The 14,307-nt window shown below is 61.4% G+C and carries 10 protein-coding genes and 2 pseudogenes; 3 read left to right on the top strand and 9 right to left on the bottom strand.

Annotated features, from left to right (window positions below):
• Positions 1–73 precede the first annotated feature (73 nt).
• The 9 genes and pseudogenes from AC0L25_RS17580 to AC0L25_RS17540 all read right to left on the bottom strand — a co-directional run.
• Positions 74–805, bottom strand: coding sequence for a LamB/YcsF family protein (locus tag AC0L25_RS17580; protein ID WP_473596672.1), 732 nt, complete (start codon positions 803–805; stop codon positions 74–76).
• A 12-nt stretch (positions 806–817) separates the two neighbouring features.
• Positions 818–3,166 carry a xanthine dehydrogenase family protein molybdopterin-binding subunit gene (locus tag AC0L25_RS17575; protein WP_473596671.1) on the bottom strand — a complete coding sequence of 783 codons (2,349 nt, stop codon included), beginning with the start codon at positions 3,164–3,166 and terminating at the stop codon, positions 818–820.
• Complete coding sequence (locus tag AC0L25_RS17570; RefSeq protein ID WP_473596670.1) at positions 3,159–3,656, bottom strand: (2Fe-2S)-binding protein; 498 nt, start codon at positions 3,654–3,656, stop codon at positions 3,159–3,161. Before AC0L25_RS17570 ends, AC0L25_RS17575 begins: the two co-directional genes overlap by 8 nt.
• Positions 3,653–4,504 (bottom strand): FAD binding domain-containing protein, encoded by an 852-nt coding sequence (locus AC0L25_RS17565; RefSeq protein WP_473596669.1) that lies wholly within the window; start codon positions 4,502–4,504, stop codon positions 3,653–3,655. Before AC0L25_RS17565 ends, AC0L25_RS17570 begins: the two co-directional genes overlap by 4 nt.
• Before the next feature lie 162 nt (positions 4,505–4,666).
• Positions 4,667–6,634, bottom strand: coding sequence for a hydantoinase B/oxoprolinase family protein (locus AC0L25_RS17560; protein WP_473596668.1), 1,968 nt, complete (start codon positions 6,632–6,634; stop codon positions 4,667–4,669).
• Between the two features lie 3 nt (positions 6,635–6,637).
• Positions 6,638–8,665: a hydantoinase/oxoprolinase family protein gene (locus tag AC0L25_RS17555; protein WP_473596667.1), complete on the bottom strand. Its 2,028-nt coding sequence runs from the start codon at positions 8,663–8,665 to the stop codon at positions 6,638–6,640.
• A 104-nt stretch (positions 8,666–8,769) separates the two neighbouring features.
• Entirely contained in the window at positions 8,770–9,750 is a 981-nt protein-coding gene (locus AC0L25_RS17550; protein WP_473596666.1) for an AraC-like ligand-binding domain-containing protein, read from the bottom strand.
• A 1,565-nt stretch (positions 9,751–11,315) separates the two neighbouring features.
• Positions 11,316–11,756 (bottom strand): hypothetical protein, encoded by a 441-nt coding sequence (locus tag AC0L25_RS17545; protein ID WP_473596742.1) that lies wholly within the window; start codon positions 11,754–11,756, stop codon positions 11,316–11,318.
• Between the two features lie 49 nt (positions 11,757–11,805).
• Positions 11,806–11,949, bottom strand: a pseudogene (locus AC0L25_RS17540) (type I restriction enzyme subunit R domain-containing protein); the annotation flags it as partial.
• Here AC0L25_RS17540 and AC0L25_RS17535 point away from each other — a divergent pair.
• From AC0L25_RS17535 to AC0L25_RS17525, 3 genes and pseudogenes are all read left to right on the top strand, one after another.
• Positions 11,945–12,373, top strand: a pseudogene (locus AC0L25_RS17535) (recombinase family protein); the annotation flags it as partial. The pseudogenes AC0L25_RS17540 and AC0L25_RS17535 sit on opposite strands and share 5 nt — an antisense overlap.
• 1,267 nt (positions 12,374–13,640) lie before the next feature.
• On the top strand, positions 13,641–13,937 hold the full coding sequence (gene groES / locus AC0L25_RS17530) for a co-chaperone GroES (RefSeq protein WP_254017454.1): 297 nt from the start codon (positions 13,641–13,643) through the stop codon (positions 13,935–13,937).
• Positions 13,938–13,999: 62 nt separating this feature from the next.
• A partial coding sequence (locus tag AC0L25_RS17525; RefSeq protein ID WP_473596665.1) for a TCP-1/cpn60 chaperonin family protein occupies positions 14,000–14,307 on the top strand: 308 nt, incomplete at its 3' end.

Genomic DNA, 14,307 nt, shown 5'->3' with positions numbered 1-14,307 from the left:
AATGGTTCGGGCAGGTGAGTTCGAGATGGTCCCCGATCCCGTGCGTGGAGCTTTCACGATTCGGAAAAATAAATCATGGGAGGCTTGTGGAATGGGTGTCGATGATCCGCCGCATCAGCGCGGCGACGTCGCGCGCATTCGGCGGATCGGAGTGGATGCAGACGGTGTCGAAGTCGACCGGGCGGATCGTGCCGTCTGTCGTGACGAGTTCGCGTCGGGTAAGCGCCCCCACCATTCGGTGCTCGGCAAGCGTCAGGTCGATGGCCGACTGTACGCGCGGGATGATCAGGCTGCCGCCGGGAGAGTAGGCAAGATCGGGAAAGAACTCGCCCACGAAGGCAACGCCGAGTTCAGCTGCTGCTGTCTCGTGACAGGTTCCCGCCATGCCGAAGAGCGGGATGCCGAACGGCTTGACCGCCGCGGCAATCGCCCGGGCAGTGTCCATGTCGTGCGCGGCCATGCCGTAGATGATGCCATGCGGTTTGACATGGCCGAGTTGCCCGCCCTCGGCGGCCAGCATTCCTGTCAGCGCACCGATTTGGTAGAGGAAGGCTGCTGTCAGTTCCTCCGGCTGAAGTTTCATTTCGCGCCGACCGAACCCCTCGCGATCGGGAAGGGAGGGATGCGCGCCAACCTGCTTTCCATGAGAAAGCGCGAGCCGCACGGTCTTCAGCATCGTCCATGGATCGGAGGCGTGGAAGCCGCAGGCGATGTTGGCGCAATCGATATGAGGCATGATGCCGGCATCGTCGCCGAAGCGCCAGTTGCCGTAACTTTCCCCCATGTCGCAGTTCAGGGTGACCATGGTTTGCTTGCCTCAGCCCAGAGTGTTTGCTGCCCAGCCGGGGGCGATGTGCGGGAATTCCGGCGGTGGTTCGCGCTCGTGCAGCAGTCGAAGCACGCGCGGCGGCGTCAGTGGCAGTTGCTGCACCGGCTTGCCGATGGCGCGCGCCAGCGCACAGCCGATCGCCGCGCCCACGGCCAGGATCGGGACCTCGCCCGCGCCCTTGGTGCCTAGAGGCCCCATCGACGGTGCGCCCTCGTAGAGGTCGGCGGCAACCGGAACCACGTCCTGCGCCAGCGGCAGGCGATAGGTCTCGAAATCATCCTGAGCGATGCGTCCGTCGGCGGTGAGCGTCACCTCCTCATGCAACGCATAGCCCAGCCCCTGCACCACGCCGCCCTGTATCTGGCCCAAGATGGCGCGCGGGTTGAGCGCGCGGCCGACATCTTGAACCACGCGATAGGCCAGCACCTCGACATGACCGGTGTCCGGATCAACCGCCACCTCGGCCTCGTGAACGACGAAGACGGGGATGTCGAGCGCATCGATGAAATGCCCCATGGCGCAGCCGGACATTGCCGGAGTGTTCCTGGCGGTAAAGGCTCCGCTTCCTGTGATCGGGCCGGTGGTGGCCTGCGCATGGGCGACGACGGCGGGGATCGACATGACGGAACCGGGACGTCCGGTGATCTCGACACGACCGTCCCGCAGCACCAGGTCTTCCGGTCGGGTCTGGAGCATCTCGCCGGCGGTCCGCAGCAGCTTCTCCCGCACCTCTGCACAGGCGGCGATGCTCGCAGCACCAATGGACACGGTGGTGCGCCCACCGCCAACGCCGACATCGAGGCCAGCTGCGTCGGTATCGGCTTCGCGCACGATCACTTGGTCGGGAGTAAGGCCGAGCTGCCCAGCCACGATCTGCGGCAGGGATTGTACCATCGTACCCGACCCGATCTCGACACCCGACGTGACCAGCGTTGCGCTGCCGTCGGCGTTCAAGTTCACCGTCGCCGCCGAGGGCCCGACGAAAACGAACCATGTGCCGACCGTAGTCGCAATTCCATAGAGCCTGCCGTCGGCCTTCGCTTCTGATGTGCCGGTATTGGCACGCAACGCCTCCATACGATCAAGCATCGGACCCAGCACGTCGGCCTCGAAAACCTGGCCCGTGGCACCGAGATCACCATCTCCCAGGACATTTTTCTTCCGGAACTCCATTGGGTCGAAGCCTAGCGCATCGCAGATTTCGTCGGTGTGTCGCTCCAACGCGAATGTGTTGTAGACGCCGTTGCAAGCTCGGAAAGCACCGTTGGGTGGTGTGTTGGTGTATACGGCGCGGCTGACGAGCCGCGTTGCGCCAACCCTGTAATTGCCGCCCAGCGTGTGCGCCGTCATCGTCGTCAGGAAGACCTGCTCACCGCCATACGCACCGCAATCCATCAGCACGACCGCCTCGCGCCCGGCGATGTATCCTTCGGCGGTGACAGCGGACCGAATGCGGATTTCCGCATTCTCGCGGCAGAGGCAGGTTGCCATCTCTTCCTGCCGGGTGTTTTCCAGGATCACCGTGCGCCCGGTCATCCGCGCTAGAAGTGCCGTGATAGGCTCGATGGACGCATCGAATTTCAGGCCGAACCCGCCACCGACAGGGGGCACAGTGACCCGCACACGCCCGGGTGGAAGATCCATGACCCTTCCGGTGACGTTGCGCACGGTCCAAGGCACCTGCGTGGAGGTCTGGATGTGAGCACGGCCGTCCTCCCAGGAGCCGATGGCAACGCGCGGTTCGAAGGGCACATGGCTCTGCCGACCGACGGTGAAGCTGCTCTCGACAATGCGTATATCGGGACGGGCGAAGGCCGCATCGACGTCACCGCGGCTGGATTTTGCCTCCCATGCGATGTTGCCGGCACGTGCACCGCCCTCCGTGATCACCTCATAGCCGCGCCAGCCCTCGTGGACGAGGCGGGCGGCAGGCTGGAGCGCTTCGGCCATGGTGAACACCGGTGCCAGCGGCTCGACCTCGAGCATGATGGCGGCAAGTGCCGCCCGCGCTTGCTTCTCCGACTCGGCGGCGATGACGGCGATTGGCTCGCCGTGATAGCGGATCGTGTCGATCGCCAAGAGCGGATGATCGGCAATGCCGATGCCGTAGAGCCCTGGCGCATCGGCGCCGGTCGCCACCGCGCGCACGCCAGGACAGCGAAGTGCCGCCGAAACGTCGAGCTTGCGGATACGCCCCGCGGGAACGGTCGACCGCAGCAGCACGGCATGCAACATGTCGGGGCGAATCCGGTCGTTGGTGTATTTCGTCCGCCCGCGCAGCTTGTCCTGCGCATCGCGGCGGGGAAGATTCATCACCGTGGCGGACAGCTCAGACATGGATGCCTCCCACCAACTGGCCAGCCTTCCGCGCTTGGTCGAGGCATTCGGCCACGGCGTCGACGATCCGCTCATATCCCGTGCAGCGGCAGATGTTGCCGACCATCGCCGCCTTGATTTCGGGACGGCTCGCATGCGGATTGTCACGCACGAACGCCGAAAGGCTCATGACCATTCCCGGAAAACACATGCCGCATTGCACGGCATCGGCCGCCTCGAAATTGACCTGGAGCGGGTGCAGCGCCTGGTTTCCAGAACTCATTCCTTCGATGGTCGTCACCGCGCATCCATGGACAAGTCCAACCGGCTTCAGGCAGGACAGCACCGCTTCGTCGTCGACATGCACCGTGCACGCGCCGCAAAAGCCTTCGCGGCACACGGCTTTGGTCCCCGTCAGGAATCGTTCGTGCCGCAAGATGTCGACGAGCGGCGTCATCGGATCGCCATCAAAGCGGCAGTCCTCGCCATTCAGCTGGAATGTCACTGTCATGCCAGGCCCCCGGTCTTGAGAAGTGCGGCAACACCGCGCTTGACCAGCGGCGGAAGGACCTGGCGCCGGTACCAACCCTCCGCTTCCTTGCCGTCGCGGCCCTGAAAATCATTGTGCTCCAGTGCAAGCTCGGCGGCGCGTTCCGGATCGAGCGCGGAGGCCGGGCCTGCCCTCATGGCCTGTTCGAGCGCCGTCCAGCGCCGCGCTACCGGCTCCACCGAGCCGACGGCGATGCGACATCGTTTGTCCTTGTCCACCCCGAGGGAGACGATGGCGACCGGATAGTCGCCGGCTTTCCGAAGCGGCAGGCGGATATGAGCACTTGCGGCCAGGTCGCGGCGCAGATGAATTTTCGTCACAATCGCTTCGGCCAGCAGCGTATGCCTGTCTTTGAGGAAATCCGAAATACCGAGGAGTTTTGGACCTTCGAACGTCTCCAGTTCCACCGTCGCCTCACAGACGAGAAGCGCGGGGGCGAGATCGGCGGCGGCAAAGTCGAGGGCACAAAGGTTGCCGCCCACGGTGGCGACCCTTCGGATGCCGGGATTGGCCGCACCGTCCGCTGCGGCAACCAGACCTTCGAAGCCCACTTCCCCGTGCAACGCGCGGCCAAGGACTGCTTGGGTGACGGTTGCGCCGATCACGACATGGTCCGGTTCGATTTCGACCTTGGACAAGGCCGGTATTCGGTGGAGTGCGACCACCGCTTCGGGAAGGTCGACCCCGCGCCGTGGATCCCGCATCATCCAGGTGCCGCCGGCAAGCACCGCTGCACCTCGCCGGCGTGCGGCCATTGCCTCTTCAATAGTGCTGGCTGCGGTGAACGATCGTTCCACGCTTGGTGCCATCTGTCATACCCCTCGGAAGCAGCCAACTTTCGCGGCGCTGCAGCATTGTTGCTCCACCTTAGGCTCCTGTGAAATAGTAATTCTTTGAATACGGTATCGAAAAAACAGATAACTCTGGCATCCTGCGAGCGCCCGCAAGGTTTGCGGCGCGCTCATTAGCGCTCAGGCCCAGTGGGCGACCGTCCGTTTCTCAAAGCTCTCACGGAACTGGGCGGTGGTTTTGGGAAGGAGTTCGCCAGTCTCCCAGTCGAGGATCACAGCGTAGTGCCGAACCGCATCGAGCGTATCGATCTCGCCGGAGCGGTATTTGCGCGCGACCTCCTCAGGATCCATGCGTGCCCAGTCCTTCCGTTTCGCCCGGATGTCGGCACGGCAAGCTTCGGTTGCCGTCTCGTCGATTTCGTACTGGCACAGGTCGCGGTCGATTTCACGGATCACCACGCCATAGTCAGTCTTGGCGCGCTCCAGAGAAACGTAGTCGTCGATCACGTCGTCCATCACCTTGCGAGGCTCGCGCTCCAGTGGATCGCCGAAACCGCCGCCGCCGGCCGTCGGACGAGCGAACTGGTCGCCTGTGTGGACGGAGTAATCGGAGAACACGGAGCCGAGCCAGATCTCGGTCTCTTCTCCCGCGCGCTTCATGGTCAAGCCGTGGGGCATCGACGGCAGGCCTCCTTCGACACCCCAGACGACAGCGCGCTCGCGGTCGCAAATATAGGACATGACGGCATTTTCAGCCTCAAGCAACAACGAGGTTTTCTGCACGCCGACGCCGCCCCGCCATTTGCCGGGCCCGGCTGAATCCTGCTTGATCTGGAACTCGATCGTCCGAGTCGGGTTCACCCGCTCGTTGCCTTCGTTGGGTTGCGACATCAGCCCGGTTCCGAAGCAGGCGGTGGTGACATCTGCACCATCCTTGCCGTTGCGCCCGCCCCAGCCGCCGGGCAGCCATTCGTAGAACATGAAGATCGGCTTTTCGGGTTTGCGCGCGTCACGTCCCCCGGCCAGCAGATATTCGAGGTTGAAGGCGCAGGCGATCGCGCGTTCGGGCATGATCTTCGACCACATCTCGAAGATCGCGTTCATGATCTTTTCGAACGGCATCAGGAACCCGGTCACCGCCACCGGCCATTCCGCGCTGACGATGCTGTTCTTTGGCGCGATCACCTCGATCATCCGGTAAAACCCACTGTTGAGTGGAAGGTCCGGGAAGAAGGTCTTCATGCCGGCGACCACGGCCGAGAAGGTCGCGCCCGGGGCCGAATTGTACATCGAGGCAATGGTCGAATGGCTTCCCGTAAAATCGTAGTGGATCGTGTCGCCCTTGATCGTCATCTTGATGCGGATCGGGATCATGCCTTCGCCGGCACCGAGATCCCGGTCGATGTAGTCGACCGTCTCCCAGGTGCCGTCGGGCAGCTCCGCGAGACGCTTTCGCACGGCACGTTCGACGTAGTCCTGAACCTCCTCCATACCGCGCATGACCTGGCCGCGCCCATACTTCTTGACCAACCGCAACAGTTCGCGCTCGGCAGCCTGCGTCGCCTGCGCCTGGGAATGGATGTCGCCAATGATCGATGCCGGATCGCGCGTGTTGGCCGCAATCATGTTGGCGACGTCGGAGCAGAAGCGGCCGCGCTGGAAAAGGCGCAACGGCGTGATCCGCAGGCCTTCGCGAAACATGTCTCGGGCGGTGACGTCGAAGGAACCCGGCACCGAGCCGCCGAGATCCGACCAGTGTCCGTTCGACTGGGAGAAGCCGATCAGTTTGTCTTCGTCGAAGATCGGCCGGACGAGCCGAACATCGCTGAAATGCGTACCGCCGGCGTAGGGATCGTTGATTGCGTAGACGTCGCCGGGTGCCATATCGCCTTCGAAGACTCGGATCACCTCCTTGCACGTGTTGTGCAGTGTACCGACATGGACCGCGATGTCGTAGTTGCCCTGGGCGACCGAGTTGCCATCGGCGTCGTGTAGGGCGTTCGAAAAGTCTCGGTTGTAGATGACGAAGGAATAGCAGGTGCGAAGCATCTGTTCGGCCATCTGGTCGACGGTGGTGATGAAGGAGTTCTTCAGCACCTCGAACGTTACCGGATCGAGGCCAGGGCTCGTTTCAATCAGCTTTGTCATGTCTCAGCCTTTCGTCACGATGAGAATGTTCAGGAAGCCATCGACGGTCGCGCTCATTCCCGGCGGAACCACGGTGGTGGAATCGAACTGTTCGACAATGGCAGGCCCTGTGAAGGCAGCGCCGGCACTGAGTTGCTCACGCTCATACACGGCCGCGTCATGAGATACGCCGTCGAACCAGACGCTGCGGCGGCCGACCGGCTGTGCCTTATGCGGCAAGACTTCATGCCGCGGTATTTCGGCTTTCGGGACGATGCCGATCGCCTTGACCGCGATGCGGAAGATTGACACCGGCGCCTCTTCGCGGCGGTAGTTGAACTCGCGCTCGTGCTCATTGTGGAATGCCTCTATCAGCGAGCAGATGCTCTCGATCCGCGCCGGGGCTGACACCGCAAGCGAGCGCCACTGGCCCTGGTACATCATCTCGACCGTACGCTGCAGCGCCATGTCTTCCCGCGCCACGCCCTCATGGGCCAGACGCCCAACGGCCTGTTCTTCCATCAGAACAAAGGCTGTCTGCATCTCGGCAGGCGAGACAGTCGAAGCATCGGCCATGAAGCTTTCGGAGAAATCGTGCTGGACGTCGACGAGAAGGCAACCGAGCGCGGAGGTGACGCCGGGATTGGGCGGCACGATCACGGTTGGAATCGAAAGCTCCTTTGCCACGGCCGCTCCGTGCAAAGCGCCTGCACCGCCAAATGCGACGAGTGCAAAGTCTCGTGGGTCATAGCCTCGGCTGATGGAGAGAAGCCGGACGGCATTGCCCATATTGGCGTTGGCGACGGCGATGATCGCCTCGGCCGCTTGATGGAGTTCCATGGCGAAGGGTGCCGCCACAGTCTCCTGCACCGCCTGGGCGGCCAAGGCGGGGTCGAGCGTGATCTTGCCGCCTGCAAGGCTGGTGCCGAGACGACCGAGCACGACATTGGCATCGGTGTTGGTGGCGGTGCGGTTGCCATTCTTGTAGCAGGCCGGGCCCGGAAAGGCGCCGGCGGACTGCGGTCCGTTGCGCAAGCTGCCGCCCTCGTCTTGCCATGCCAACGACCCGCCGCCCGCACCGATGGTCAGCACTTCGATGGAGGGGAAGCGGATCGGATATCCGAATTCGATGTACCAGTCTTTTGTGATGCGCGACTCCCCGTTCCATGCAAGCGAGACGTCGGTGCTGGTGCCGCCCATGTCGAAGCCGATCGAGTGCGGGAAGCCACAGAGATTTCCGATGAAGCGGCTTGCGATCGCGCCCGCAGCGATGCCCGATCCTGCCAGGCGGGCTGAGAAATCCCTGACGCTTGCGGGTGTCATGACCCCGCCACCGCTGTGCAGCAACAGGAGATCTCGCTTGTATCCGGCCGCGGCAAGCTTTTCTCCAAGACGCGACACGTAGTCGACGACGACCGGGGCACAGACGGCGTTGGCCATGGTGGTGGAAAAACGTTCGTGCTCAAAGATTTCCGGCATGACCTCCGAGGAGATCGAGACCGGCAGATCCGGCATGGCCTCCTTCAGGATCTCACGCATGCGGCGCTCATTGGCGCCGTTGACATAGGAGTTCATGAAGCAGACGGCGATGGACTTGACCTGCCGTTTCTTGAGAATGTCCGCGACACGGCGCGCAGCCACTTCGTCCAGCGCTTCCAGGATCGTGCCCTCGGCACTGACCCGTTCGCGGACGGTCAGCCGGTCCCGGCGCGGGATATAGGGCTTGGCGACATCCTTGTAGGTGTCCCAGAGATCTTCCTTGTTGGCGCGGCGGATCTCGACAACGTCACGGAAACCCTCGGTGCAGACCATCGCGGTGCGCGGCAGGCGGCGGGTGATCAACGCATTGGTGGCGACCGTCGTGCCATGAGAGAACATCGTCACCTGTGAAAGATCGATGCGACCCTGCTCCACGCCATTCATTATGGCCCGCATGGGATCGTCAGGCGTGGAGGCGGTCTTTTCGATGCGGATCGCGCCGCTATCTTCGTCCATGATGCAGATGTCGGTGAAGGTCCCTCCGACATCGACGGCAACTCTAATTCGGCTCATGACAGTTCCTTCGCAGGGTCTTTGCGGGCAAAGCCCGGCTTTCGCCGCCCCTTACCGGGCGACGATCTCAATAGATTGTGGAATTGGCCCGGATTTCGTCGGGTCTAGTGCCGCTCTCTCGAGGTCGAGGCGTGGCCTGCCCGGTTCGCGGCTTCGCGACGAGTATCGGTCGGTGCGCAGCCGAACCGCGTCCGGTAGTGCTTGCAGAACTGAGACTGGTCGGCGAAGCCCCAGCGGTAAGCGATCTCGGCAACGCTGCTGATGTTGGTCACCGACATCAGCTCCTCGGCGCAAAGTTCAAGCCGGGCGTCGCGGATGAAACCGTTGATCGACTGGTTGCTGTCCTGAAAAAGAACCTGCAGGTAACGCAAGGAGATGCCGCAGGCATCAGCCACCGCCTGCGGGCCGAGGCCGGAATTCTTCAGGTTGTCGCGAATGTACTGCTCGGCGCGATGCAAATGGCCAGCCCGGATGGACGAAATGTTGCTGTCCAGCACGCGATCGTCGCTCACGATCGACAGGCACAGCATTTCCAGGATGTGCCTGCCCATCATCTCACGAGCGGCTTCAGTGATCTCATCGACATGGCCGATCGTGGTTCGCACCGTGTCGAGAAAGAGCGCTGCGATGCCTTGGGTCGCGTCGAAACTGAGCGCACTGAGCCGTTCGGCGGATCCGATCCGTGCCCGAACGCTCGATGACGGCACCTTCAGAACCCACAGCGCGTTTGGCTTGCCGTGCCAGAATTCGTAAGGCGCATCTCCCCTCTCAACGAGGAAGCCCCCCGGTCCGCAATTGACGGTTCTCGACCCTTGCGAGAAATTCACCTCCGATATTTCGGGGATGGTGATGAGCAGGCTGGCGTCACGCTCGTTGAGGAAATGGCGGCGGTGGCGGCGATAGCTTACGGCATCGCAGCGCATTTTTGAAACGCTGACGAGCCCGAGGGAGAAGGTTTCCAGCGCGCCTGAAAATTCGCGACGGTTCCGATACTCGGTGTCGAGCGGAAAATAGGCTTCGGTAACAGCGGCTTGCCAGGCATCACCGCCCGCGGGACCGCCGATCGTATCGACGACGTATTTCATTCCCCGACCTTTCTGGTTGGCCCGGTTAGCCCGGTGTTTTTCTGAAGATTACAGGAATCCGCCGGCGTGTATTGGTCAAAAACGAATAAACTTATGTGGTCGTTTGGCAGTTGGCTCGCTTTCCCATGCCGTCGCGATTGCCTAAAACCTCCCAGCGATGCGCCTATCAAGTGTTTTTGTCGTTTGGATCGTGCCACGACGTCTGCTTTTGGATAGTAGCAAGGCTCCCCGGAACGACCGAGATGTCTAAGTCGGCTTCAGGGTCACGTCGAGACCTCAAGCAGCACGCGCCAAGCTGCTTTGGCGCTGACCAAACCAGCCGATTTGCATGCCAGAGTACGCCGCAGCTCTCCACGACGGTAATGCCTCTTTACACCCGGCTCCAATCGGGCTTGAGATAAGTCCAGTCGCTTGGAAGGAAGGCAAGAGCAGCAAGAGCAACCAACACCGAACGGAGATCAAGTGGGCGCCGGCTGCTCTATGCTGCCGGCCGTACTCCCCTCATTCCCACTCAATGATCAATTATGTCTATAACCGCTTGTTTTAATTGAGAAAATATTATCATCTCGCCAAGTAATACCGTCAAGAATACCGTCGGATTCTTAGGCTGTTGAAAAGACTAAAACAATGTGGTCGCCGTCGCGGTATGCACACTTTTGACTGCATTATTTACGACTGCCATTCGGCGAGGTCAAAGCCGGAGTTCACAGACCATACGGCAAGGACGGTCTTGCTCATGCTCGACAGCCCTAGGTCGAGTAGATGGGAATGGGCTGGCAGGAGATGGGTGTCGTGTCGAGTCCTGTCGATCCTCGGTCGACCAAAGCTTCGCATTCTCATCTGCTGTGATATTGTGTGGGCACACCTTTTTGAGGTCGTTCATTGGCAAGTCTTTGATGCTTGAAATTCTTCGGTGCTAGCAACATCATGTAATACGCTGGCAGGTTGACGACAAATCTCCTGTTCGATGGAGCTTGTCGTGCATTTTTTTGGATGAATCACCGTGCTAGCGTGGACACATAGGCCCAATGATCCTCTGTCCTTCAACGTTTCCGCTTCGGAAGACGACCCAAGAAAGGCTTTCTCGGCAGTACTTTCGCGTACTGAAGTACGGAAAAATTAGAATGCCTCTCCATCTGGTCGGGGAAACGATCGAGAAGACACGCAGAGACGGGCAAACTGGTGAAGCTGATGCGCGGCATCTACGTCGATGCCGATGATGACATCGACACGGTGCTCCTCCGACACGCTGTTCGCATGTCCCAATATCTATACCCGCGTGCTATCTCTCTGCAGCCATTTCCGTGCTGCTCGGCCCAACGCGCGACGGTGGCCTCTTCCTAAGCGGTCGACGTAAGCAGCCGACCCGACTCCGTTTCACTCAGGATGATTCAGAACGAAGGCCCGCCAACCCCTCTGTCGCACAAGCAGGATCAACGACATTGTGAACGAGTTCCGGATGGCAGTCTCTTCCTTGCACCAGCGATTCCTCGAGGCCTTTCGGCTACGCAGAGAGGATGCAGCGTCAATGGACGACGCCATGCGGGAGGCGATCGCGAAAAGGCTCATAGAGGAATACAGCAGCGCGAAGACGCGGTGTGGACGCTTGCGCGCGAAAACCAATGTGTCGCGAAGGCCAACAGGCCGAAGGCTATGTGCTCCGTCGCCGCGGTCGTCCCGGTGCGCAACGAAGCTGCGATGGATCTGATCGTGGCCTGGCCATTGCCGGCGACTATATGCATATCACCGTTGCCGAGGTCCGTTGGGTTCGCCAGCGCGGACGCGTTCGTTGGCGGGATGTCGCCGAAGGGGCCTATTGGCGCGAGCAGGTCGTCACAATTCAGACGCTTGTCATTGATCGTCTGCCGGCGTCGGTTCGCTCCGCGATGTTTCCTGCGGATGGTTATTGCGAAATCCGGCCGACCGGGCGCGAGTCGCCGCGTGAGCTTGGATTTCCCCGCAATGTTGGGATCCGTAAACTTGAAGATCGCCTCCTCGATTTGCACACGCGCAACGACTGCGTTTGGTCGCGCAGCGGATCGATCCGCGCTGACGCGCTTGTTTGCCGGGCGCAACTCGGTTCGCGCGCGCGATCGTCTGCATCAGAGTGTGGTTCTTCATTGGCTTGTCGAGATAGATCGTCGAGCAGGTTGGCACGTCGAAGCCGGTGATCCACATGGCGCAGACGAAGACCAGTCTCGACCTCCCCACCTCCTGGAGCAAGGCTTAAAGCGGAACCGACGAGTTCACCGCCCGGATGCAGGAGGCCATCAACGGGATGATGCTGGACATGATCGCCGCGACTGCCCGCAAGGACTATGACGACAGGCGGCGGCGGCAGGCCCAGGGTATCCAGAAGGCCAAGCAGGAAGGGCGCTACCGGGAGCGGCCTGAGGACCAGGAGCGCAATGCGGCCATAGTGAAGATGCTCAAGGCGGGCCAGTCCTGGAACAACATCGTGGCCGCAACCGGGGCCTCCAGGCGCACCTTGGCTAGGCTGGCGAAGCGGAGCCATTTAGCGTTCCCCTCGGCACGTCATAAGCAGGTGGTCCGTACCGTCTGCCCTACGCACTCCAACCGCTGGACAAGGATAGCCCCGCAGCGCGTGCTCATGTCGGTCTGAGGTACCGCCACCGGGCAGCCTCTCGGCGTCTGGCGGTCGTCTCGCTGGGGCCTGTGTGGGTGGAACCGAGGGGGCACGGGGGGTGCCACGCATAAGCCTGTTATCCGATGGGTCGTAAGAAAATTTGGCCCGGATATTCCGACCCCTCCTTTTGACCCCGTTGAACCCGCTCACCCGAATTGTCTATCCGAGCTAGCTCAAGCGGCCGATTTGGGGGCGATCTATATCGGCTACTAATGACCTGTCGCTTGACGCTGGGGTAGATTGGGTGGGCACGCGCGTCAGGCCGGAGTGTAGGCTGGGGTACGGAAGTCGCAATCTTTGAAGGTCCGTCCCCGGCCGCACTCTTGAGACACCCGCCCGGGTGGCCTTGGGGGGCGGCACTAGCCGGCGTAAGACTGACAGGGTGCCCAAGGCTCCGCTGTCTGGGTCCTGTCATCGCTCAGTCACTATTTAGTTGTGCTGCCACTGCACCCTGCTAAGGCAGCTCAAAGCAGCGGGGACTAACCCCAAGCCCCCCACCCGGTCCCCGCTGCTCATTTACCGTCGCAATGACGTCAAGGCCCGCGTGACCACCTACAACATCGCAGCACACGCCAGTACCCGGCATGATCGTCAAGGCTTTCCGGTGCCGTTGCGGCTCAACGCGCTGCGTTCACGGCGGAATTCGTGCAGGGAGAGATTCGCGCGGTAGGCGCACTGGACGGGCGCGCATAATCGCCGACGCAAACCTCACCACAGAAACAATCCACCTCGATCACGAAATCCCAAACATCGTCCTCAAAACGAGCATTCCTCTCGACCTGCTGATCGGAACCTACCGAACAAGCAAATTGCGAGCGCCTTGCTTTAGGATTGCCAGGCGCTTCGGCAGGCATTTGCAGACCATCGATTGCGATAAGCGCTCCTTCTGGCGATGCCACTTAGGTTATGATGAATTGCAAAAAGCTCAGACTGTTTGGCTGGCCATCGATTCCGGCCGACTGCTCGGCCATTAATTTCACATAATTTCACATTCCAAACAGAGACGAAAGTTGGCCCAGCGCTTACGGCCGAAACGCTCGCTTAGGCAGTTGGATGCACCGTAACGGGGGCGAAGCTTCCGCGCCGATTCCAAATCCTTTGCTCTTCGGCCGTCCCCTCGTCCGTCTTGACTAGTACGAGCCCACAGCCTATTTCAGCGCCACGTTAGCACTCTCCACCGGCGAGTGCTAACCACGCTCCGGCAACGGAGAACCTTTCAACCTCCGCACCAGGGATATCCAAAATGGCAAAGTCGAATTTCCGGCCGCTGCATGACCGCGTGGTCGTTCGTCGGGTCGAATCCGAATCCAAGACCTCCGGCGGGATCATCATCCCCGACACGGCGAAGGAAAAGCCGCAGGAAGGCGAGATCATCGCCGTTGGTTCCGGCGCCCGCGACGAAGCCGGCAAACTCGTCCCGCTGGACGTCAAGGCCGGCGATCGCATCCTGTTCGGCAAGTGGTCGGGCACCGAAGTCAAGCTCAATGGCGAAGACCTTCTGATCATGAAGGAATCCGACGTCATGGGCATCATCGGCTGAATCTCGGCCTCACCGTCACTTAAACCCCAGGGCTCAATTCAAGCCCCTGCCAGGAGCTAAAAATGGCTGCCAAAGACGTAAAATTTTCTCGCGATGCCCGTGAGCGCATGCTGCGCGGCGTCAACATCCTCGCCGACGCTGTGAAGGTCACGCTCGGCCCCAAGGGCCGCAACGTCGTCCTCGACAAGTCGTTCGGCGCACCGCGCATCACCAAGGACGGCGTCACCGTCGCCAAGGAAATCGAACTTTCCGACAAGTTCGAGAACATGGGCGCGCAGATGGTCCGCGAAGTTGCTTCGAAGACCAACGACATCGCCGGCGACGGCACCACGACCGCGACCGTTCTGGCGCAGTCGATCGTCCAGGAAGG

Source organism: Mesorhizobium sp. WSM4813 (assembly GCF_055811555.1).
The sequence above is the reverse complement of the archived record's forward strand: the minus strand, read 5'-3'. Positions and strand labels throughout refer to the sequence as shown.